At 53.4% G+C, this 22856-nt stretch carries 20 protein-coding genes; 10 read left to right on the top strand and 10 right to left on the bottom strand.

Annotated elements, in window-relative coordinates:
* Positions 1-77 precede the first annotated feature (77 nt).
* From I6L74_RS17690 to I6L74_RS17670, 5 genes are read left to right on the top strand one after another with little or no spacing between them, the layout of a single operon-like run.
* On the top strand, positions 78-749 hold the full coding sequence (locus I6L74_RS17690) for a thermostable hemolysin (RefSeq protein ID WP_243398827.1): 672 nt from the start codon (positions 78-80) through the stop codon (positions 747-749).
* The gene (locus I6L74_RS17685; RefSeq protein ID WP_059178079.1) at positions 730-2172 is read left to right on the top strand and encodes an AMP-binding protein; all 1443 of its coding nucleotides are present in this window, start codon (positions 730-732) and stop codon (positions 2170-2172) included. The genes I6L74_RS17690 and I6L74_RS17685 overlap by 20 nt, the downstream gene beginning before the upstream one ends.
* On the top strand, positions 2169-2834 hold the full coding sequence (locus I6L74_RS17680; protein WP_059178080.1) for an iron-containing redox enzyme family protein: 666 nt from the start codon (positions 2169-2171) through the stop codon (positions 2832-2834). The genes I6L74_RS17685 and I6L74_RS17680 overlap by 4 nt, the downstream gene beginning before the upstream one ends.
* A complete protein-coding gene (locus I6L74_RS17675; RefSeq protein WP_059178081.1) occupies positions 2821-3627 on the top strand; it encodes an SDR family oxidoreductase in 807 nt (268 codons plus the stop codon). Before I6L74_RS17680 ends, I6L74_RS17675 begins: the two co-directional genes overlap by 14 nt.
* The gene (locus tag I6L74_RS17670; RefSeq protein WP_072241775.1) at positions 3624-4244 is read left to right on the top strand and encodes a tetratricopeptide repeat protein; all 621 of its coding nucleotides are present in this window, start codon (positions 3624-3626) and stop codon (positions 4242-4244) included. The genes I6L74_RS17675 and I6L74_RS17670 overlap by 4 nt, the downstream gene beginning before the upstream one ends.
* A 257-nt stretch (positions 4245-4501) precedes the next feature.
* On the opposite strand, the gene I6L74_RS17665 is transcribed toward I6L74_RS17670, so the two are convergent.
* A complete protein-coding gene (locus I6L74_RS17665) occupies positions 4502-5191 on the bottom strand; it encodes a VIT1/CCC1 transporter family protein (protein WP_059178726.1) in 690 nt (229 codons plus the stop codon).
* 818 nt (positions 5192-6009) lie between these two features.
* Between I6L74_RS17665 and rstB the strand changes: the two genes are divergently transcribed.
* Positions 6010-7308: a two-component system sensor histidine kinase RstB gene (rstB, locus tag I6L74_RS17660; protein WP_059178082.1), complete on the top strand. Its 1299-nt coding sequence runs from the start codon at positions 6010-6012 to the stop codon at positions 7306-7308.
* Between the two features lie 6 nt (positions 7309-7314).
* On the opposite strand, the gene nikR is transcribed toward rstB, so the two are convergent.
* Genes nikR through nikA form a run of 6 tightly spaced genes read right to left on the bottom strand, consistent with a single transcriptional unit; the run spans position 7315 to position 12613 of the window.
* The gene (gene nikR / locus I6L74_RS17655) at positions 7315-7716 is read right to left on the bottom strand and encodes a nickel-responsive transcriptional regulator NikR (RefSeq protein WP_059178083.1); all 402 of its coding nucleotides are present in this window, start codon (positions 7714-7716) and stop codon (positions 7315-7317) included.
* Positions 7698-8504 carry a nickel import ATP-binding protein NikE gene (nikE, locus tag I6L74_RS17650; protein ID WP_059178084.1) on the bottom strand — a complete coding sequence of 269 codons (807 nt, stop codon included), beginning with the start codon at positions 8502-8504 and terminating at the stop codon, positions 7698-7700. Before nikE ends, nikR begins: the two co-directional genes overlap by 19 nt.
* Positions 8501-9265 (bottom strand): nickel import ATP-binding protein NikD, encoded by a 765-nt coding sequence (gene nikD / locus I6L74_RS17645; protein WP_059178085.1) that lies wholly within the window; start codon positions 9263-9265, stop codon positions 8501-8503. The genes nikE and nikD overlap by 4 nt, the downstream gene beginning before the upstream one ends.
* Positions 9265-10098, bottom strand: a complete 834-nt coding sequence (nikC, locus tag I6L74_RS17640) for a nickel ABC transporter permease subunit NikC (RefSeq protein WP_059178086.1) — start codon at positions 10096-10098, stop codon at positions 9265-9267. Before nikC ends, nikD begins: the two co-directional genes overlap by 1 nt.
* The gene (gene nikB / locus I6L74_RS17635; RefSeq protein ID WP_059178087.1) at positions 10095-11039 is read right to left on the bottom strand and encodes a nickel ABC transporter permease subunit NikB; all 945 of its coding nucleotides are present in this window, start codon (positions 11037-11039) and stop codon (positions 10095-10097) included. Before nikB ends, nikC begins: the two co-directional genes overlap by 4 nt.
* Positions 11039-12613, bottom strand: a complete 1575-nt coding sequence (gene nikA, locus I6L74_RS17630; RefSeq protein WP_059178088.1) for a nickel ABC transporter substrate-binding protein — start codon at positions 12611-12613, stop codon at positions 11039-11041. Before nikA ends, nikB begins: the two co-directional genes overlap by 1 nt.
* Positions 12614-12850: 237 nt before the next feature.
* Between nikA and tus the strand changes: the two genes are divergently transcribed.
* Positions 12851-13780, top strand: a complete 930-nt coding sequence (gene tus / locus I6L74_RS17625; protein ID WP_059178089.1) for a DNA replication terminus site-binding protein — start codon at positions 12851-12853, stop codon at positions 13778-13780.
* On the opposite strand, the gene fumC is transcribed toward tus, so the two are convergent.
* The gene (gene fumC, locus I6L74_RS17620) at positions 13781-15175 is read right to left on the bottom strand and encodes a class II fumarate hydratase (protein WP_059178090.1); all 1395 of its coding nucleotides are present in this window, start codon (positions 15173-15175) and stop codon (positions 13781-13783) included. It lies immediately after the preceding gene.
* Between the two features lie 138 nt (positions 15176-15313).
* A complete protein-coding gene (fumA, locus tag I6L74_RS17615; protein WP_059178091.1) occupies positions 15314-16960 on the bottom strand; it encodes a class I fumarate hydratase FumA in 1647 nt (548 codons plus the stop codon).
* A 199-nt stretch (positions 16961-17159) separates the two neighbouring features.
* Here fumA and manA point away from each other — a divergent pair, with 199 nt between their 5' ends.
* A complete protein-coding gene (gene manA, locus I6L74_RS17610; protein WP_059178092.1) occupies positions 17160-18335 on the top strand; it encodes a mannose-6-phosphate isomerase in 1176 nt (391 codons plus the stop codon).
* 101 nt (positions 18336-18436) lie between these two features.
* Positions 18437-19981, top strand: coding sequence for a YdgA family protein (locus I6L74_RS17605; protein ID WP_059178727.1), 1545 nt, complete (start codon positions 18437-18439; stop codon positions 19979-19981).
* Positions 19982-20048: 67 nt separating this feature from the next.
* Here the strand turns inward: I6L74_RS17605 and I6L74_RS17600 are convergent, their stop codons facing one another.
* Positions 20049-21077 (bottom strand): Mal regulon transcriptional regulator MalI, encoded by a 1029-nt coding sequence (locus I6L74_RS17600; RefSeq protein ID WP_059178093.1) that lies wholly within the window; start codon positions 21075-21077, stop codon positions 20049-20051.
* Positions 21078-21254: 177 nt separating this feature from the next.
* Here I6L74_RS17600 and malX point away from each other — a divergent pair, with 177 nt between their 5' ends.
* Positions 21255-22847, top strand: a complete 1593-nt coding sequence (malX, locus tag I6L74_RS17595) for a maltose/glucose-specific PTS transporter subunit IIBC (RefSeq protein WP_059178094.1) — start codon at positions 21255-21257, stop codon at positions 22845-22847.
* Positions 22848-22856: the final 9 nt, after the last annotated feature.

The raw sequence follows: 22856 nt of genomic DNA, 5'->3' as shown, positions 1-22856 counted from the left end.
AAAGCCTCGTCCTCATCAAATAAATAACCTCTCTTAAGGTTGTCATAATAATAATCACTCATATTGGTAACATTGATATGAGAGGTTTGATGATGCGAATAATGCCCCCTTACACACTTAAATGGCTTCATGGCGAATACGAACAGAATGAAATTTCAGCACTGATTCGCGAAAATTATCATCAGGTTTATCGTGCGTCAATTTCACGTTGTTTGCCATGGCTCTTGGGTCTTTATGATGCAAACAGTGAACTCCAGGCGGCCAGTGGCGTACAGATTGCCTCTCATGGAGCACTCTATCTTGAAAATTATCTCGATAATCCGATTGAGACGTTACTCACTGCACGCCTGATGCAGCCTGTCTCTCGCAATACAATCGTCGAAATTGGTAATTTCGCAGCCCGTGACGGAGCCAGCGCACGCATTATGTTTGCCGCACTTTGCCAGGTGCTCACGCACTACCATTTTTCATGGATTGTCTTTACCGGTACGAAAAAAATCCGCAACACCTTTCATCGCCTGAACCTGCATCCCCTCCTCCTGATGCCTGCTGACCCAGCGCGCCTGGGTAGCGCAGCATCAGAATGGGGAAAATATTATCAATATGATCCTCAAATTATGGCCGGTGAGCTTTCTGGCGGACACTCGGCGCTTAACCATGGCAGCCTGCTGCTGAAGCTGTTGACCGATCTGCCGGAAGCCCCATGGACTCATGCGTCAGGAGAGAAAAATGTTTCTGAACGTACTTGAGCAGCAGGCTAATGATCGTCCTGAGCTAACGGCCCTGCAGGGCGAGTCCGGCATATGGAACTGGCAGAGATACCATGAGGATGTAATAACGACAGCTACACGACTTCGGTCTCTCAATATTAAGCGACTGGCACTTGAACTCGACAATGGGCCTGAGTGGGCCATTATCGATCTTGCCTGCCTGTCCGCTGGGATTGTGATTGTGCCCGTACCTTCTTTTTTCTCTGAAACACAAAAAGAGTGGGTACGATCTTCAGCATCCATTGACGCGCAAATTGGTGGAAAATCCCTGAAAGGATGGCTTAGCCATGAATTCCCGTTTGGCAGGCTGCAAATCAGAAAGCTAACTGCCCAGACCGCCTTACCGCCGGACACGGCCAAGATTACCTTTACGTCTGGGACGACCGGTGAACCTAAAGGGGTCTGCCTGAGCCAGAGCGGTATGTTCTGGACAGCACAAACGCTGGCTGATGCTCTGAATGTGATCAGACCGGAAAGGCACCTTGTCAGCCTTCCACTCAGCATCCTGCTGGAAAATTTGTGCGGTATCTATATCCCATTACTGCTGGGTGCACTGACGGTGATATTGCCCTCCGCCAGTACAGGTTTTGAAGGTTCCAGCCAGTTTAACCCCAGAAATTTTTTACAGGCTTTGATGAGATGGCGTCCGCAAAGTCTCGTTCTGGTACCAGAAATATTGCGGGTGTTACTCCATCTGCACCAGACGGTTCCAGACAGCACCCGTTCCCTGAGCTTTGTCGCTGTTGGTGGAGGAAAGGTCCCTGCGCCATTAATGGAAATGGCAACACATACAGGTTTACCCGTTTTTGAAGGTTATGGGTTATCAGAATGTGGTTCTGTTGTCGCTCTGAATCTTCCGGGGGCGACAAAAAAGAACAGTGTCGGCAGACCATTGCCCGGCGTAAGGGTCAGTGTTGATCACTTACAGCAACTCAGCGTGATAAGTCCGGCCAATGCCCTGGGGTATCTTGGGGAGGAACTCCAGAAAGCAGACGTGGTCACAGGCGACCTTGCGACGGTTGATGAAGAAGGATTTATTCACATTCTCGGCCGATTGAAAAATGTTCAGATCAACGCATATGGTCGCAATTTTTCACCAGAATGGCCTGAAGCCGAAGCGATGGCATGCCCCGCTGTGCGCCGTGTTGTGATTTTCGGTGACGGTTTGAGACGTAACGTTGCTCTCGTAGATGCTTTTGAAGGACAGCAGGATCTGGCGCGTGAGCAGCTTATGGAGGTTTGCGCGCACTTGCCTGACTACGCCCAATTTCATCGACTGCTGTTCACGTCCGAAATATCTTCTCCCGAAATGATTACCGCTAATGGCCGCCCTAAACGGAGCGCCATCTGGCAGTCCCTAAAAGAAAATATTCTCACCTGCAGTGAGGAGGAAGACGCATGAGCTTTTATCAAGAATTACAGAATCAGACCGCTGTTGAACGTCAACGTTTACTTTCGTCCCCTGCTATCGCCCGGTGTAAAACAGGCGATATCTCGCCGGAGATGTATATCGCATTTTTGACGCAAGCTTATTATCACGTCAGCCATACCGTTCCACTGCTGATGTGTGCTGGCGGTCGGCTTCCTTCAACGCACGAAGCAGTGCGCGGAGCACTGGCCGAATACATTGATGAAGAATATGGGCACCAGGAATGGATCCTCAATGATATTCGAGCATGTGGGGGTAATCCTGAGGCTGTTAGAGAGGGTATGCCGGGCCTGCCCATTGAAATGATGATTGCTTATCTTTACTACCGTATTGAGCGCGTGAACCCGATGAGCATATTTGGCATGGTGCTCGTGCTGGAAGGCACCAGCGTGGCAATTGCAACAGCTGTCGCGGCTCAACTGGAGAATACGCTGGCCCTACCTCAACAGGCAACAACCTACCTGCGCTCTCACGGAGAACTCGATCAGGGGCATCTGCAATTCTTTGCATCCCTCATGGATTCAGTCACTGATAAGAGTGACCAGGACGCCATTATCCACACCGCGCGCCGCATTTATCATCTATATGGGCAGATGCTTGATCAGTTGGGAGAGAGTGCATATGAATCTGCTTAACAAAACCGTTCTGCTCACCGGCGCCAGCGGCGGGATCGGTCAGGCGCTGGCCAGAGAACTGGCGCAAAAAGGGGCGAGACTCTATCTGGTTGGTCGCAATGAAAAAGCAATGACTCTTCTACAGAATACTCTCCCTCACCCGGAGCGCCACAATATCGCGCTGATGCGTAGCTATTCCGACGAAGAGATATCGGCGCTTGCCGCCAGGTTTTTAAAGGACGGTGGGCTGGATATCCTGATCAACAACGCTGGGAGCAGTTGCTTTGCGTTGTTTGAAGAACAATCATTTGATGATATTCGTGAACAGATCCGAACCAATATCGAGATTACAGCCCTACTGACCCGGGCCTTACTCGATAAAATGAATACGCCTGGCATCGTGCTTAATATTGGTTCAATTTTTGGAGAAATAGGCCATCCGGCATGGAGTGTCTATAGTGCGACCAAGGCTGCGACCCACCGTTTTTCCGAAGCCCTTAGCAGGGAATTACAGGGCAGTGGTATTACCGTTCTGTATGCCGCGCCACGCGCAACAGAAACCTTACTGAACAACGACCACGTGTATGCCCTGAACCGGAAACTCGGTAATAACACCGATTCACCAGTGTATGTGGCTGCCCGACTTGCACGCCTTCTTGAAAAAGAACAGAAATGTTATCGCTTTGGCATGATGGAACGTCTTTTCGTCAAGATTAATGCCTGGTTTCCCACCGTCGTCGACGGAGCATTAGGCAAAAAATTGCCTGTAATTCAGGAATTCGCCAGAAAATCGGTCAGAGGAGACAACAAATGAAAACCCTGTACGCAATCTTGCTTGTTACAGCAGCACCCGCGTCAGCACTGGCGGATACGACACTTGGGGATTTACAACACGACTGGTCTGTCTGTCAGTATCAAACGCTGGAGGCCAAAAAAGAGAACTGCTTCAGTACCGTTAGCCAGAAAGCCCATAATGCCAGTCAGGCACAAAAAAACACTAACGCGCCACTTTTGATTTGGTCAGCCATTATCGACAGTAGCTGGGCTGGGGCGAAAGGCGGTCTGGGTGCGCTAAGCCTTGTTAAAGAAGCCCGCAGCAACCTCGAAAAAGCGATTGAAATTGACCCATCCGCCCTCCAGGGATCTGCCTGGACCAGTCTGGGCGCTCTGTATTATCAGGTTCCCGGCTGGCCAATTGGCTTTGGTGATAAAGAAAAAGCAGACGAGATGTTGAAAAAAGCGCTGGCCATTAACCCGGATGGTATAGACCCTAACTACTTCTACGGTGACTATCTTCTTAAAGAGAAAAAAACAGATGAAGCCAGGCGCTACCTAACCAAAGCACTCAAAGCCCCAAATCGTCCTGGGCGTGAAATCGCTGACAGTGGTCGCCGCCGTGATATTGCGAGAGACCTTGAGAGCATCCAGTAAAAAACATCTTTCGTAACAGAACTCAGGATGCCGTTTGATGAGTAACATGCGAACGGCATCTCTGCCTACGGCAAGTCAAAAAAGTGCGATAGGGCTAAAAATATAAATTAATTGTCGCTCACCCTTTGTTATCAGAGTCCAGACTAAATGTATGAACTGTTCAAAATATTCAAATTAAATATCAGTTCAACTTCACCAAAGGTTAAATAATAGAACACATCCCTCTGGCCGTTTACTCTCCTTCCCGCTCCATGCTGTTAAATCAAATTCTGACCCGCAAAATGTCCAACACCAATCGATAAGCCCATTGCCATGGCACTCCAGAAAGTAATTCTTATTATGGCCTTTACCGGAGAGGCATTGCCAACTACCGAAGAAATATAACCAAGAATAGCGAGTGAAAAAAGCGTGGTAAGAATGATGAATGCAGAAATATAAGCGTGCGGCGCTAACCACGCAACGATTAAGGGTAAAATGGCCCCAGCAGAAAAACTGACTGCCGAGAAGAGAGCGGCTTGCAGTGGCTGCGCAGAATTAGTCTCCGTTAATCCTAGTTCTTCACGAGCGTGAGCCCCCAAAGCGTCCTTCTCCATGAGTTGCTCAGCAACCTCACGCGCCAGGGTCGGGTTGAGACCGCGTTTTATATACAGAGAAGTAAGTTCCTGTGTCTCTCCTTGAAAATCATTTTCCAGCTCACCTTTCTCCTGAGCAAGAGCTGCGTTCTCAGTATCAACCTGTGAAGAAACAGAAACATACTCGCCTGTTGCCATCGACATTGCACCTGCCACAAGCCCTGCAACCCCGGCAAGTAGAATACCCGATGAAGAAGTATTCGCTGAAGCAACGCCAAGTACCAGACTGGCCGTCGAAACAATGCCATCATTAGCCCCTAGAACAGCAGCCCTAAGCCATCCCACTCTTTCGATACTATGTCGTTCGAGATGCATTATTAAGCCCCCGGTTAAAAAACGATTTAATAAAATCATGCATGATGAGAATAAACTCATCATAACCTATTTCATTTTATCATTCTTAACAAGTTATTGAGATTGCGCAAGTATAACCCTCAATCTGCTTTCACCCTTGAACTTTAATTTTTTAATGAGAAATGATAATAGATATCATGGGCTTTTAATAATGGCTCGCAAGAGCATATTAATCAGTATAATTGCCAGCTTAATGTGTTATTAATAAAGATTAGTGACAGGTATATTTTCAGGGGCTCAACGTTTGATTGCTGATGGCATTCATTCTTTCTCAGATTTAGTAGCTGTGACCTGCTCACAGCATTAGATACACATTTCAGCAAGCCGCTTCACTTAGGAATCTTCATGCCGCCAAACGTCTTGCGCCGGGTGTAAAGGTTGCGAGTGAGATAGCATGCTCTCAGGCAGCCCCCCAGTTTCGGCCTCGCGAAGGATACTGATGATCTGTTCTTCGGAAAACGCTTCCCAAAGAGGATGTCTACAGTGGCGAAGAAGGCATTACTGGCATCGCGGTGTGTTAATCAGCGTGGCACAGGCAAGGGTCATACGTTTGCATGTTGGATGTTGTCAGCCGGAGCAAACCCTGCTTTCATAGCAACTCAAATAGGACATAAAAATGCACAGAGGATTTATTGCGTTTATTCTGCCTGGATACATGCTTTGGATGGCGATCGGATTGCGCTCCTCAATCAGCGCGTAGATGAATATAACCCTGCCCTCATAGCGCCGCTAAAGGTAAAATCAGTTTAGTTAACTCATTGTAATAATGGTGTGATTTCATGAAAAAGCTGTTTGTGCAGTTTTATCTTTTGCTGTTTGTCTGTTTTCTGGTGATGACCATGCTGGTCGGGCTGGTCTATAAATTCACCGCCGAACGCGCAGGCAGACAGTCTCTGGATGACCTGATGAAAAGTTCGCTCTATTTAATGCGCAGCGAATTACGTGAAATCCCCCCGCACGACTGGGCGCGCACGCTGAAAGAGCTGGATCTGAATCTGTCGTTTAATATGCGCATCGAGCCGCTTAAAAATTACAGTCTGGATGCCCCCACCGCTCAGCGCCTGCGCGAAGGCGACATCGTGGCGCTGGACGACCAATACACCTTTATCCAGCGGATCCCGCGCAGCCATTACGTGCTGGCAGTCGGCCCGGTTCCGTATCTCTATTTTTTACACCAGATGCGGCTGCTGGACATGGCGCTGATGGCCTTTATCGCCATTTCGCTGGCCTTTCCGGTGTTTATCTGGATGCGTCCGCACTGGCAGGATATGTTGCGCCTGGAGGCTGCCGCGCAGCGCTTTGGCGACGGTCATCTGACGGAGCGTATACATTTTGACAGCACCTCCAGCTTTGAACGGCTGGGCGTCGCCTTTAACCAGATGGCCGACAATATCAACGCCCTGATTGCCAGTAAAAAGGCGCTGATTGACGGCATCGCGCATGAGTTACGTACGCCGCTGGTGCGCCTGCGCTATCGTCTGGAGATGAGCGAAAACCTGACCGCTGCGGAGTCTGTGGCGCTGAATCGCGATATCGGTCAGCTCGAAGCGCTGATAGAAGAACTGCTCACCTACGCCCGTCTGGATCGCCCGCAAAATGAACTGAAGCTCAGCACCCCGGATTTTTCAGCGTGGATAAGCAGCTATGTTGAGGACGTGCAGAGCGTCAATCCGCAGCGGGAGCTGTTACTGGACAATCATCCCGGCGATTACGGGGCGCTGGATATGCGCCTGATGGAGCGCGTGCTGGATAATCTGGTGAATAACGCCCTGCGCTACAGTGAGAACCGACTGCGAATTCGTTTAGAGCTGAACGGCAGCGAGGCGAGTTTATCCGTTGAGGACGATGGACCCGGTATTGCGGCCGAAGAGCGCCATCGGGTATTTGAACCGTTCGTGCGCCTGGATCCGAGCCGCGACCGTGCCACCGGCGGCTGCGGGCTGGGACTGGCGATTGTCCATTCAATCTCTCAGGCCATGGGCGGACACGTCAGCTGCGAAGCCAGCGATCTGGGCGGCGCAAAATTCTGCTTTAGCTGGCCGGTTTATCACCACATTGCTCTGCCTGCCGCGGTCTGATGCGGGTTATTCCTCATCAGGAAGACATTGCAGGTGACCATGTCGCACACCGCGCTGGGCGATAACATCATCAGCAAAATGCTGGATATCGCCCATATCGCCTTTTAACACCGCGATCTCAAGACAATCTTCATGGCTGACGTGAACGTGCAGCGTCGCGACGGACAAATCGTGGTGGTGATGTTGGGTCGACACCAGACGCCGGGCCAAGTCGCGCTTCTCATGTTCGTAGACGTAAGACAGCACCGCAAACCCTTGCGTGCCGTGTTGCTGCGTGGTTTCCTGCGCCAGCGTTGCGCGCAAAATATCGCGAATCGCTTCCGAGCGGTTGTTGTATCCGCGACGTTGACTCAGGCTATCCAGCGTTTCCAGTAAATCATCATCAAGCGTTATGGTGACACGTTGCATCGGGTTTTAGTCTCTGGTCTAGCGCGACGGCGCACGGGGTAAGCGGGAAGCACCGCGTTCTGCAGCATTCTTCCGGCAACGGATGAAAATGTGAGTACCTCACCCACAGCTTGAGTTTCGACAATTTGCCCCTGATCCATCACCATCACACGGTGACAAAAACGCTCCACCAGCCGTAAATCATGGGTAATAAACAGACAAGCGGTGCCGAACTGCTGCTGGAGTTTTTTGAGCAGGCGAATCACACCCGCCTGAAGCACCAGATCAAGATTCGACAGGGCTTCATCGAGGATCAATAGTTTAGGTTCAACGGCCAGGGCACGTGCCAGACAAACGCGTTGCAACTGTCCCCCGCTGAGCTGCGGCGGGCGTTTATGCATAATACTGTCGTCCAGATCCACCGCCTGTAACAGCGAACTGGCGCGCGTCATTTGTTCGGCTTTAGATAACGTCAACAGATGCCGCATCGGTTCACGCAGAATGTCGCACACCGTTTTACGCGGGTTCACGGCGCTGATTGAATCCTGAAAAACCATCTGAACATCGCGGCGAAAGGCTTTGTGTTGTACCCGGTTGAGGCTCGTCAGAGACTGGCCTTGCCAGTACACCTCGCCCTCATGGGGAGATTCCAGCCCCACCAGTAAACGTGCCAGCGTACTTTTCCCACATCCACTGCGTCCAAGCAGAGCCACGGTTTCACCGGCTGTCAGGCTCATCGACACGTCGCGTAATACCGTCTGTGACGGCGTATATTTGTGCGAAAGCGCAGAAACCGAAAGTAACGTCATGATGCCAATTCCTTGCCATAAAGCGCCAGATGGGCAGCCACCAGATTGCGCGTAACCCGATGCTGCGGCGCATGAAACACGGTTTCAACGTCGCCCTGCTCCACTATCACGCCATCGTCCATCACCGCGACCTCATCCGCCAGACGTGCCACGACGCCCATATCATGCGTAACCAGCAGCATTCCGGGGGCGCGGGTTTGCATGATGGAATCCAGCAAATCCAGAATTCTTGCCTGGGCGACGGCATCCAGATCGGTAGTTGGTTCATCGGCGACAATAAACGGGGCATCGCACAGCACAGCCATCGCGATCATCATTCGCTGCAACATTCCACCGCTCATCTCAAAAGGGTAAAGCGTTAAGACGCGATGCGCATCTTCCAGCCCGACGGCGCGTAAAGCGGCGATAAGCGCGTCGTGATCAGCGGGCTTGCCAACCGCCAGACAGGTCTCGCGCGCGTGGGTCGCCATGGAATGCAGCGGATTAAACGCGCTACGTGGGTTTTGCATAATCGTGGCGACCGTTTTCCCCCGCAGCGTTCGGGGTGACATCAGCGTTCCGTCTGCCAGCACCTGGCCTGCGGTCTGGCGAACGCCCGCTGGTAAGACGCCGAGCGCGGCGGCGCAGGTCAGTGATTTACCGCTGCCGCTACCGCCCACCAGCGCCAGCACGCGCCCCCGCGTAAGCGTGAGCGATACGCCCTTCACCAGCGGTTTGTCCGCCTCAATCACCATATTGCGTAATTCTATCTGCTGGGGCATCAGTGGGCATGCTCCGTCTCAAGATGAGGATCAAGGTGATCGCGTAGCGCGTCACCCACCAGATTAAAGGCCATCACGCTGATGAACAGCGCCAGGCCAGGCCAGAACATTTGCAGCGGCTGAGTCCAGATATACTGGCGCGCGTCGTTGATCATCACGCCCCATTCTGCGGTGGGTGCCGTCACGCCCAGCCCTAAAAAAGACATCCCGGCGACGTGCAGCATCATGTGTCCGATATCCAGCGTCGCCAGCACCAGCAGCGATGGCAGCGCAGCCCCCGTCAGATGATCGATAAAGACGCGCACGTGCCCCGCGCCAGAAAGACGCGACGCCAGTACAAATTCCCGCTGGCGCAGTGAAATAACCAGACTGCGCACCATGCGCGCATACCAGGCCCAATGCGACAGGGCGATAGCGATGATGACGTTGGTCAGCCCCGTTCCCAGAACGCCCACCAGGAAGAACGACAGAATGGAGGTCGGAAAGGTCATAAACATATCGGCCACACGCATGGTCAACTGATCGACTCGCCCGCCCAACAGCCCCGCTGCGCCCCCTATCGTCAGGCCCAGCACCAGCACCAGCAACAGACAAGCGATTACCGATCCCAGCGATACGCGTGTTGCCGCGAGCAGACGAGAGAAAATGTCACGCCCGAGATGATCGGTCCCCAGCCAGTGCTGGCTGTCAGGTGACAGCAAACGCGCGGGCAAATTAATGGCTTGCGGATCGTAGGGCAACCACCACTGGCTGGTGAGTGCGACAGCCGCGAGGAACACGATGATGATCATTGCCAGACGAACCGGCCAGCGCGTCGTGCGTAAAAAACTCATGCGTGCGCGCCCTCATGGCGGCGAATACGCGGGTCAAGCGCGGCATTCAGCACGTCCACCGTCAGATTACAGATAACAAATACCACCACCATGATCAGCGTAAAGCATTGAATCACCGGATAGTCACGGTTAAAAATGGCTGACACGGCGTAGCGCCCCACGCCCGGCCAGGCAAAAATATTCTCGATAATCATCGTTCCGCCGATCAGCTCGCCGATATGCATCCCGACAGCGGTAATCATCGGCAGCGAGGCATTGCGTAAAATGTGGCGGCGCTCGGTCTGTTTGTCGCTCAATCCGCGCAGACGCGCCCAGGTAACATGCCGCTGTCCAGCTACGTCCAGCATGCTGGCGCGCAGCAGCCGGGCATTAATTGCCAGCGACATAAACGCAATCGACACGGCAGGCAAAATCAGATGCTGCCAGTCACCGTAGCCCATCGCGGGCAACCACTTGAGGTAGACGGAGAAGAACATCACCAGCAAAAAAGCGAGCCAGAAATTGGGCATCGACACGCCGAGAAACGACACAGCGCGCACGATAAAATCCGGTACACGATCGCGGTGACGCGCGGCCCAAATGCCCAGCGGCACCGACGTCAGCAGAATCAATACCAGCGCCGCCCCCGCCAGCAGCAACGTCGCGGGCAGAAAATGCAGAACATCATCCAGCACCGGGCGCTGAGTGGCATATGAGATGCCGAAATCCAGATGCAGTGCTTTCCAAAGCCAGGTGCCGTACTGAACGACGAGCGGTTGATCCAACCCCAGCATCACGCGGGTAGACGCGACCATGTCCGGCGTCGGCGGTAAGTTTGATAGCCGCAGATAGTCCAGCGCCGGGTCGCCCGTTCCCAGGCGCAGCATCAGAAAGATAATCACCGAGGCAGCCAATACCATCGGGATCAGCAGCACGATACGCCGCAATATGTAACGGATCATCAGCGTTTCACCGGCTGTATCTGCTCGAAGGGAATCTCGGAGGCAATGGGGGCGAACGGGATCACGCCCAGTTCCGGTTTTGCCACCACCATCATCGACACATAGCTGATCGGCAAATAGACGGCATCATTGTGCAGGCGCGTGAGGATATCGCGGTACAGCGACTGGCGCTTCGTTTCGTCCGTCGTGGAAAGCACCTCGCCGATCGCTTTATCTATTAAGGGTTTGTCCGCCAGCCCGCGCTGTGCCTGATAATCGGCGTGCGACGGTACGCGCATGGAGCTCATGAAGGCATGGGGATCGTAAGGCGCGCCCCAGGTACGGTTGAAAATCATGCCGAAACGCCCGTCACGCTGGCGCGCATAAATACTGCTCTCTTCTTCCCCAACCAACGCTACTTCTACGCCGACCTGACGCATATCGGCCTGAATAATTTCCGCCATCGATTTGCTGAGCGCATCGGTGCCAATAAAGGCCAGTTCAATTCGCAGTGGCTTACCGTTTTTCTCCCGAATGACTTTGCCCGACGGCACAAGCCATCCCGATTTATCCAGCAGTGATTTCGCCTGCTGCGGATCGTACTGACGCGGTTTGAGGCCGATGTTGGCGTACGGAACCGTCGGGGCGAAGAGCGTGTCCGCAACCTGTTGCGTGCCGTACAGGGCATTTTCAATCAATGATTTTTTGTTCACCGCATAATTCAGTGCTTCACGCACGGCGAGTTCATCTGTTGGCGCGTGTGTCGAGTTGAGCGCCAGCATCACCGTTTCAATGGGCTGCGAAAGTTGGGTGCGAATGGCCGGATTTTGGCTAAAGCGTGCAAAGGTATCGAGCGGTAACAGCCCTTCGTTGCCATACAGCAGATCGATATCGCCCGTTTCAAAGGCCACGGCGCGCGTAGTGGGATCGGGGATCACGTTAACCGTTACCTGACGAATCTGTGGCTTTTCACCCCAGTAACGATCGTTACGCACCAGCACGTCATATTGATTCAGTTTCGACGCTTTCAGCACCCACGGCCCCGTTCCAATCGGTGCTTTGATTCCGTTCAGGGTTTCATGATTTTTAAACTGCGACGGGGCAATAAACCGGAAAGGACGCGGCAGCGAGAGTTCTTGCAGGAAAGGATAATAGGCACTTTTTAGCGTGATTTGCAGCTCGTTCGGGCTCAGGGCTTTGACATCGGTGATTTGATTGGTCAGCTCAAGCCAGGCGTGACGCTTTCGGTTGTCCAGCACGGCGCGAAAGTTCTCGACTACTGCCTGCGCAGTGAACGATTCGCCGTTCGAAAATGTGACACCGTCACGTAAGGTGAACATCCACACTTTCCCATCCGCCGAGGGCTTCCAGCTTGTCGCCAGCCACGGCTTAACGGTTCCGTCAGCCTGATATTTCACCAGCGGCTCATACACCATGCTTTGGGCAAACATTTGATTGGGCGTATAAAGATGCGGATTGAGTGGTCCAACGTTAACGGGCCATGCCGTGGTGATTTCATCAGGTGCCGCTGCGTGCAACAAGAATGACGCACCAGCCAGCAGCGCACAGACGATTCGGCCAGGTCTGGACAAAATAGTTGCCTCTCATCATTAAGGAGTAGGAAAAACGTGTGACGATTCTAATAATTCATCATACTTTTAACCTGCTCTGGATCAACTGAGGGGCCGCACGTGTCGCTTAATATACAAAACCCGTATGATTCATCAGCAATCAATAAGCTTTTCATTATCCTGCTGGACACACACCGCACCCTGGCCTGACCCGGCGTGCTGTGCTATAAAAAAGTATGTTGTAACTAATGAGAGTGTTTTATGGCGACTTACGATCTTATTGAACGGTTGAATTCCACTTTCCGCCAGATAGAGCTGGAACTGGTTAATCTTACTGAACGATTAAAGGGCTGTCGGCTGCTGGCCGCGCGCGTTTTTACATTGCCGGATGTAGCCAAAGGCGCGGAGCACGATGAGCTGAACACCATTGAAGTGGAACAGCACATCGGTCAAGAGGCCGTGGAGCTGACGCTCGCCCACTACCGTCATCTGTTTATCCAGCAGCAGTCGGAGAAACGCAGCAGCAAAGCCGCCGTGCGTTTGCCGGGGGTGATTTGCCTGCAATGCGATGGCGCACTGCGCGAGGAGATTGAAACGCAGATAGCGCATATTAATACGCTCAAGGTGGCGTTTGAAAAAATCATCACTGAGGAGTCCGGGTTGCCTCCTGCTGCGCGTTTCGAATGGGTGCACCGCCAGTTGCCGGGGCTAATTACGCTGAACGCGTATCGATCGTTAACGGTGTTGCGCCAACCGGCAACCCTGCGATTTGGCTGGGCGAACAAGCATATTATTAAAAATTTCACCCGCAACGACGTGCTTTCGCTGCTGGAAAAAAGCCTGAAATCGCCTCGCACCGTTGCGCCCTGGTCTCGCGAACAGTGGATTGAACGGCTCGAGGAGGAGTACGACACTATCGCCGCCCTTCCGCCAGACACTCGTCTCAAAATCAAACGACCGGTAAAGGTCCAGCCGATCGCCCGCGTCTGGTATGCCGGTCAGCAAAAGCAGGTGCAGTATGCCTGCCCTACGCCGATGATTGCACTGTTTGATGCGGAGCAAGGGGCGATGGTGCCCGATATTGGGGAACTGTTGAATTACGATGCTGATAATATTCAGCATCGCTATAAGCCTCAGGCGCAGCCGCTGCGGTTGATTATTCCGCGGCTGCACCTGTATGTGGCCGAGTGATTATTTCAGGCTGCCGACCATCTCTTCAGGACGTACCCAGGCATCGAATTCTGCGGCGGTAAGATAGCCCAACGCCAGCGCAGACGCTTTCAGGGTCAGCCCTTCTTTGTGCGCTTTTTTGGCAATTTCCGCTGCTTTATCGTAGCCAATATGCGTATTAAGCGCCGTCACCAGCATCAGCGACTCATTCAGTAGCTGACCGATACGTTCACGATTTGGCTCAATGCCGACGGCGCAATGCGCATTAAAACTCTCCATGCCATCTGCCAGCAGGCGCACCGATTGCAGGAAGTTATGGATAACCATCGGACGATAAACGTTCAGCTCGAAGTTGCCGGACGCGCCGCCCATATTCACCGCCACGTCGTTGCCCATCACCTGACAACACAGCATGGTCAGCGCTTCGCATTGCGTCGGGTTGACTTTCCCCGGCATGATGGAGCTGCCGGGTTCGTTTTCAGGAATGCTGATTTCACCGATGCCGCAGCGCGGCCCAGATGCCAGCCAGCGCACGTCATTGGCGATTTTCATCAAGGATGCCGCCAGCCCTTTCAGTGCGCCATGGGCGTGAACCAGCGCATCGCACGTGCCGAGCGCTTCAAATTTATTCGGTGCCGTGACAAACGGCTGATGGGTCATCTCCGCCAGCGCTTTGGCGACGCGCACGGCATACTCCGGATGGGTGTTTAGCCCTGTGCCCACCGCTGTCCCGCCCAATGCCAGCTCGGCCAGATGCGGAAGGCTGTTTTCGATGTGTCGGAGATTATGTTCCAGCATCGCTACCCAGCCAGAAATCTCCTGCCCGAGCGTCAGCGGCGTGGCGTCCTGCAAATGTGTACGGCCAATTTTGACGATATCGCTGAATGCCTGTGATTTATCGGCGAGCGTGTTTCTTAACACGTTGAGCTGAGGAATAAGATGTTCGCGAAGGGCCACGATCGCCGCCACATGCATCGCCGTCGGGAACACGTCGTTGGAACTTTGACTTTTATTCACGTCGTCGTTCGGGTGAATTTTACGTTCCATGCCGCGCACGCCGCCCAGCAGTTCGCTCGCGCGATTTGCCAGCACTTCATTCATGTTCATGTTGCTTTGGGTGCCGGAGCCGGTTTGCCAGATAGCGAGCGGAAATTCGTCGACGTGCTTATCGGCCAGCACTTCATCGGCGGCACGAATAATCGCCGTCGCTTTTTCGGCAGGCAGCAGACCTAAATCCTGGTTAACTTTCGCCGCGGCGCGTTTGGTGAGCGCCAGCGCGTGGATCAGCGAGACGGGCATTTTCTCGGTCGAGATGCGGAAGTGCTCTAACGAACGCTGGGTTTGCGCGCCCCAGAGTTTGTCAGCGGGGACGTCGATAGCGCCCATGGAATCTTTCTCACTGCGATGCGTTGTCATTACTTTCTCCTTGATAACAATGAAGTTGGCGACATTGCTCACATGTCAGTCAGGATAAGTATTGTTGGCTATCAATTTGCTGCATGGCGCTTTGTGCGCTCTTATCGATGCCCGGCGTAACCGGGCATCGGGATTAACCTACTTTACACAGGCTGAGCACTGGGAGGACTGGATCTGTTTGAAGAAGTCGTTGCCTTTATCATCCACCAGGATGAACGCCGGGAAGTCTTCTACTTCGATTTTCCAGATAGCTTCCATTCCCAGCTCGGGATACTCGACGCACTCCAGGCTCTTAATGCTGCCTTGCGCCAGTACTGCGGCCGGGCCGCCAATGCTGCCGAGATAGAATCCGCCGTGCTTATGGCAGGCATCCGTCACCTGCTGGCTGCGGTTGCCCTTCGCCAACATGATCATGCTGCCGCCGTTGGCCTGCAGCTGATCGACGTAGGAGTCCATGCGCCCTGCGGTAGTGGGTCCAAGCGAACCCGACGCGTATCCCTCCGGCGTTTTGGCCGGTCCCGCGTAGTAAATCGGGTGATCTTTCACGTACTGCGGCAGCCCTTCGCCGTTATCCAGACGCTCCTGCAATTTCGCATGGGCAATATCACGTCCGACGATAATCGTGCCATTCAGCGACAGACGCGTAGAAACCGGATATTGCGACAGCTGAGCCAGAATTTCATTCATTGGACGGTTGAGATCGACATGAACCGCTTCGCCCTCGCCGGCCTTGCGCAGCGCTTCAGGGATGTATTTCCCCGGGTTGTTTTCCAGCTTCTCGATCCAGATACCGTCGCGGTTGATTTTAGCTTTGATATTGCGGTCGGCGGAGCAGGACACGCCCATCCCTACCGGGCACGAGGCACCATGACGCGGCAGGCGAATCACGCGCACATCGTGGGCAAAATATTTGCCGCCAAACTGCGCGCCCAGCCCAAGATTTTGCGCTTCGACCAGCAGTTCCTGTTCGAGCTGAATATCGCGGAACGCCTGACCGTGTTCGTTCCCTTCTGTCGGCAGCCCATCGTAATATTTGGTCGACGCGAGTTTGACCGTTTTCAGGGTGCTTTCCGCAGACGTTCCCCCGATCACAAATGCAATGTGATACGGCGGACAGGCTGCCGTGCCAAGCGAACGCATCTTGTCGACCAGATAATTTTTGAGTTTGCCCGGTGAAAGCAGCGCTTTGGTCTCCTGATACAGATAGGTTTTGTTCGCTGAGCCGCCGCCTTTGGCGATACAGAGGAATTTGTACTCGTCGCCGTCCACGCTGTAGAGGTCGATTTGTGCAGGCAGGTTGGTGCCGGTGTTGATCTCTTTGTACATATCCAGCGCAGCGTTTTGTGAATAGCGCAGGTTATCTTCGATATAGGTGTTGTACACGCCGTGAGCCAGAGCCGCCTCGTCACCGCCGCCTGTCCAGACGCGCTGGCCTTTTTTACCGGTGATGATGGCCGTGCCAGTGTCCTGACAGGTCGGCAAAATGCCTTTCGCAGCGATATCGGAGTTACGCAGGAATTGCAGCGCCACATATTTGTCGTTTTCGCTGGCCTGCGGATCGGTCAGGATATCGGCGACCTGCTGCTGATGCGCGGGGCGGAGCATAAATGAGGCATCATGAAAAGCCTGCTGCGCCATAAGCGTCAGCGCCTGTGGCTCAACTTTGAGGATCTCCTGACCTTCAAATTCAGAGACAGAAACGTGGTCGCGGGTTAACAGATAGTATTCGGTCTGATCCTGACCTAAAGGGAAAGGATTTTGGTAATGGAAGGGTTTGTTCGACATTTGGCTCTCACTGACGACATTGCACATTCTGATCCAGGCAGATCTTCGTCTACCCTGCTTAAAAACGCGTTGGCTTATCCTACACAAATTTTTAACAAAAACTGAGACTAGTACGACTTTTTGTGCGCGCAGGTTACTTCTATGCGGTTTATTGCTTTAATACAGGCAGATAATTCCACATTAGAAACAGGGCTTGATAATGCAAAAACTCATCAACTCGGTGCAGAACTATGCCTGGGGAAGTCAAACTGCGTTAACGGATCTCTACGGCATCCCCAATCCAGATAATCTGCCAATGGCGGAACTGTGGATGGGCGCGCATCCGAAGAGCAGCTCAAAAATTGAAGATGCCAGCGGCAACGTGCGCGCGCTGCGCGATGTGATTGAGGCGGATAAAACTGCACTGCTGGGAAATGCGGTTGCTGACCGTTTCGGCGAACTGCCCTTCCTCTTTAAAGTGCTGTGCGCCGATCAACCGCTGTCGATTCAGGTTCACCCGAATAAGAAAGCGTCTGAGCTGGGCTTTGCAAAAGAGAATGCAGCGGGCATTCCCCTTGATGCGGCCGAGCGCAACTACAAAGATCCGAATCATAAGCCGGAGCTGGTGTTCGCGCTGACGCCATTCCTGGCGATGAACGCCTTCCGCGAGTTTTCTGAGATTGTCTCTTTATTGCAGCCGGTTGCCGGTGCGCATACAGCGATTGCCCATTTCCTTGAAAACCCCGACGCCGCAAGCCTGAGCCAGCTGTTTGCCAGCCTGTTGAATATGCAGGGTGACGAAAAGTCCCACGCGCTGGCGATTTTAAAAACCGCCCTGGATAGCCAGCAAGGCGAACCCTGGCAGACCATCCGCGTGATTTCTGAATTTTACCCGGACGACAGCGGTCTGTTCTCCCCGCTGCTGTTGAACGTGGTGAAGCTCAACCCTGGCGACGCCATGTTCCTGTTCGCCGAAACGCCACACGCCTATTTACAGGGCGTGGCGTTGGAAGTGATGGCGAACTCCGACAACGTGCTGCGTGCTGGCCTGACGCCGAAATACATTGATATCCCGGAACTGGTCGCTAACGTCAAATTTGTCGCAAAACCAGCGGCAGATCTGCTGACCCAGCCGGTGAAAAACGGCGCGGAACTGGATTTCCCGATCCCGGTCGAGGATTTTGCATTCTCCTTGCACGATCTCAGCCACACAGAAACGACCGTTGCACAGGAGAGTGCAGCGATCCTGTTCTGCGTCGAAGGCGAAGCGGTGCTCAATAAAGGTGAACAACGGCTGGTGCTCAAACCGGGCGAGTCCGCGTTTATTGCGGCGAACGAATCACCCATTACGATAAGTGGCACAGGCCGTCTGGCCAGAGTTTTCAATAAGTTCTAGCAACTTACTGACGTTTTTAACAACTCTTGCTAAGCTAGACAGAGACTTCTTACATTGCCAGGCGGTTAACTCCGCCTGGTTTCATTTTAGGGATAATGACGATGAAAAAATCGGTTATAGCGGTTGGAGTTGTAGTCGCGCTGGGCGTGGTCTGGACGGGCGCGTCCTGGTTCACAGGAAAGCAACTGGAAAGCCGTCTGGCAGAGATGGTCGCACAGGCCAACAGCGAAATGAAACGTACCGCCCCGGAAGCCGGACTGGAGCTAAGCTATCAGGATTATCAGCGCGGCGTGTTTACCAGCCATATGCAGCTGGTTGTTAAGCCCGCTGCCGGGACTGAAAACACCTGGCTGAAAGCCGGGCAAAGCGTTGTGCTGGATGAAGTTATCGATCACGGTCCGTTCCCGTTTGCGCAGCTGAAGCATTTCAACCTGATCCCTTCCATGGCGTCGGTAAAAACCACGCTGGTCAACAACGAAGCGTCCAAGCCGCTGTTTGATCTGGCGAAGAACGAGCCACCGTTTGTTATTGATACCCGCATTAGCTATGCCGGTGATACGCGCTCTGATATCGCCCTTAAAGCCCTGAACTACGAAAAAGGCGACGAGAAAGTGGCTTTCAGCGGCGGCAATTTCCAGCTTGATGCCGATCGTGAAGGTAATGAATTCTCACTATCGGGTAGCGCAGAAAGCGGACTGGTTAACGCAGTGAATGAATACGACCAGAAGGTTCAGTTGACCTTTAATAATTTGAAAGCTGACGGTAGTAGCCGCCTCACCAGCTTTGACGAGCGTATTGGCGATCAAAAAATTTCCCTCGGTAAGCTGTCCATCGGCGTTGAAGGGAAAGAGATGGCCGTACTGGAAGACATGGATCTCAACGGTAAATCTGAGATTTCTAAAGACGGCAAGAATATCGACAGCCAACTGGATTACACCCTGAAAAGCCTCAAAGTACAGGGGCAGGATTTGGGTTCCGGCAAACTGACCGCAAAAGTGGGCAATATTGATGGCCAGGCGTGGCACCAGTTTAGCCAGCAGTATCGTGCGCAGAGCCAGGCGTTGCTCGCGGATAAAGAGCTGATGACAAAGAATCCTGAGCTGTATCAGCAAAAAGCGATGGATGCACTGCTCAGTAATCTGCCCATTCTGTTAAAAGGCGAACCGGTTATTACGATTGCGCCGCTGAGCTGGAAAAACAGCAAAGGCGAAACCAACTTCAACCTGTCGTTATTCCTGAAAGATCCCGCGACAGCAACTGGCGAGGCACAAACGCTGGCGCAGGAAGTGGATCGCAGCGTGAAATCGCTTGAAAGCAAGCTGACCATTCCCGTGGATATGGCAACCGAGTTCATGACTCAGATTGCGAAGCTGGAAGGGTATAACGAAGCGGACGCCGCAAAACTGGCGAGCCAGCAGGTGAAAGGGATGGCGGCCATGGGCCAGATGTTCCGTATCACTACGCTTGAAGACAACGTGATTGGGACCAGCCTGCAATATGCCAATGGTCAGGTCACACTTAACGGTCAGAAAATGCCGCTGGAAGAGTTTGTCGGCATGTTTGGTATGCCTACCCTCGGCCTGCCGGGACAGGCAGCACCTGCCGAACCCGTAGCCCCCGCAATGCCTGCCGTACCGCAGCAGTAATTTTTAAAGCCCCTCGGTTGAGGGGCTTTTCATTTGCCCGAAACACGCGTCTCTCAGAAACATCCCACTATTTCACCGTCACCAGTCGCGCCGACACAATCTGATGACCGGCCTGCACTTCCGATTTATCAATGCGCTGCATGATGCGATCCGCGAGCGTATAACCCATCTCACGTGCAGGGGTCGTCGCCCAGACGATGGGTAAATCATCGAGCGCATTTTCACCGACGTCAGCAAATGCCCCCAGCGCCACCTGATGGTCGAAAAACGCCTCAACGCCGCCCTCTCCCGTCTGGCGACCCGCACGAATCAACCCGAACCATGCCCCCATCGCAATAATGTCGTTATAGCAAATGACCGCGCTGATAGTTGGGTTGCTGCTAAGCAATGCGCCCATCGCTTCCGCCGCTTTCTTTTGACTGGACTCGCACTCGACAACCCATTCGCTGTGGAAAGGTAAACCGTATTTAATCAGCGTGGCGCAGTAGCCGCCCACTCGCTCGGCGCGCGTCAGTGAAGAACTTTTACCGCCTAGCCATGCAATACGCTGATGCCCGCGACGAATAAGATGTTCGGTCAGCATTTGCGCGGCCTGCATGTTGTCGGGTCGCAGCGTATCGGCTTCATCGAAATAGCTGGCACGTGAAGCAAATACCAGCGGAATGCCTTTGTCGGCCGCGCGTTCGCAAAGTTCGCTCCCCGCGCCAGAAGCGCCCGCGATAATTACGCCGTCCACCCCCTGAGTAAGTAACATATCCAGACGAGACAGCAGCTGTTCCGGCTCGCGGCCACCGTGCATCAGAAAAACCATCCGCCCCTGTGCTTCCAGTGCTTCGGTAAGCCCCGCGGTCAGTTCAGCATAAAACGGGGATGTCAGATCGCGAACAATCAGGCCGATGACGCCACTTTGCCCGCCTCGCAGTGATGCCGCCTGTCGATTGCGCACAAACCCCAGTTGCTCAACCGCATCATTGACGCGCTGGCCCGTGGCGGCAGAAATTCGTCCTTTCCCACTCAAGACCAGCGACACGGTGCTAACCGAGACGCCCGCCGCCAGCGCAACGTCATTAATGGTGATTTTTTTCGCAACAGACATGTGAACGCGTAACTCCCTGATGTTCAGACCGGTAAAACGTTTTATCAATACGTTATCTTTATACTGCGAATTAAAGCATGAGAATGTGATTCAGCGCGCACTAAACTTTGGTAAAACGTTTTATCTTTCGCTGCAATGAAGACGTAACATTTATTTTAACAATAAAGGAGTCGTTTTATGACGGCGAAAGCAGCACAAAAAATATCGCTGTGGGAGTTTTTCCAGCAACTGGGTAAAACCTTTATGTTACCCGTGGCGCTCCTCTCTTTTTGCGGGATCATGCTGGGGATCGGCAGTTCATTAAGCAGCCACGATGTCGTGACGCTGATTCCGTTCCTGGGCAATCCGGTGCTGCAGGCGATCTTTGTCTGGATGAGCAAAGTCGGCTCCTTCGCGTTTAGCTTCCTGCCCGTAATGTTCTGTATTGCTATCCCGCTGGGTCTGGCGCGTGAGAACAAAGGCGTCGCGGCATTTGCCGGTTTCGTCGGCTATGCTGTCATGAATCTGGCGGTGAATTTCTGGTTGACGGCGAAGGGGATTCTGCCCACTACCGACGCAGCCATTCTCAAAGCCAATAACATCCAGAACGTGATCGGCATTCAGTCGATCGATACCGGTATTCTCGGCGCGGTTATCGCCGGGGTGATTATCTGGATGCTGCACGAGCGTTTCCATAATATTCGTCTTCCGGATGCGCTGGCCTTTTTCGGCGGTACCCGTTTTGTGCCGATCATTACCACGGTGGTGATGGGCCTGTTTGGCCTGGTGATCCCGCTGGTATGGCCGGTCTTTGCCTTGGGTATCACCGGTATTGGTCACATTATTAACAGCGCGGGTGACTTTGGCCCGATGATTTTTGGTACCGGTGAGCGCCTGCTGCTGCCGTTTGGTTTGCAGCATATTCTGGTGGCGTTGATCCGCTTTACCGAAGCAGGCGGCACGATGGACGTCTGCGGCCACGATGTGAGTGGCGCGCTGACCATCTTCCAGGCGCAGCTGAGCTGTCCAACCACGCATGGTTTCTCCGAGAGCGCCACACGCTTCCTGTCACAGGGTAAAATGCCGGCCTTCCTGGGTGGTTTACCGGGGGCGGCGCTGGCGATGTACCACTGTGCGCGCCCTGAGAATCGTCATAAAATTAAAGGTCTGCTGATCTCTGGCGTAATCGCCTGCGTGGTCGGCGGTACGACCGAGCCGATCGAGTTCCTGTTCCTGTTCGTCGCCCCGGTGCTGTATCTCATTCACGCGGTGCTGACGGGTCTGGGCTTTACCACTATGGCAGTTCTGGGCGTCACTATCGGCAATACTGACGGCAACGTGATCGACTTCGTGGTGTTCGGCATTCTGCATGGCCTGTCAACCAAGTGGTATCTGGTGCCGGTTGTCGCGGCCATCTGGTTCGCGGTGTATTACGCGATCTTCCGCTTCGCAATCACTCGCTTTAACCTGAAAACGCCGGGTCGCGATACGGACACCGCCAGCAGCGTTGAAACGGCTGTTGCGGGCACGGTCGGGAAATCAGGCTATAACACCCCGGCAATTCTGGCGGCACTCGGTGGCGCGGATAATATTACCTCGCTGGATAACTGCATCACCCGTTTACGTCTGTCGGTCAGCGATATGTCCAAAGTCGACACCAACGCGCTGAAAGCGAATCGCGCTATCGGCGTGGTACAGCTCAACCAGCATAATCTGCAGGTGGTCATTGGCCCGCAGGTGCAATCGGTCAAGGATGAGCTTTCAACCCTGATGAGAACGGTAGAAGCCTGACGTCTCGCC

Origin of the sequence: Lelliottia amnigena (assembly GCF_019047465.1) — a bacterium.
In the GTDB taxonomy this organism is placed as follows: Bacteria; Pseudomonadota; Gammaproteobacteria; order Enterobacterales; family Enterobacteriaceae; genus Enterobacter; species Enterobacter amnigenus.
This window is presented reverse-complemented; position numbering and strand designations above follow the sequence as displayed.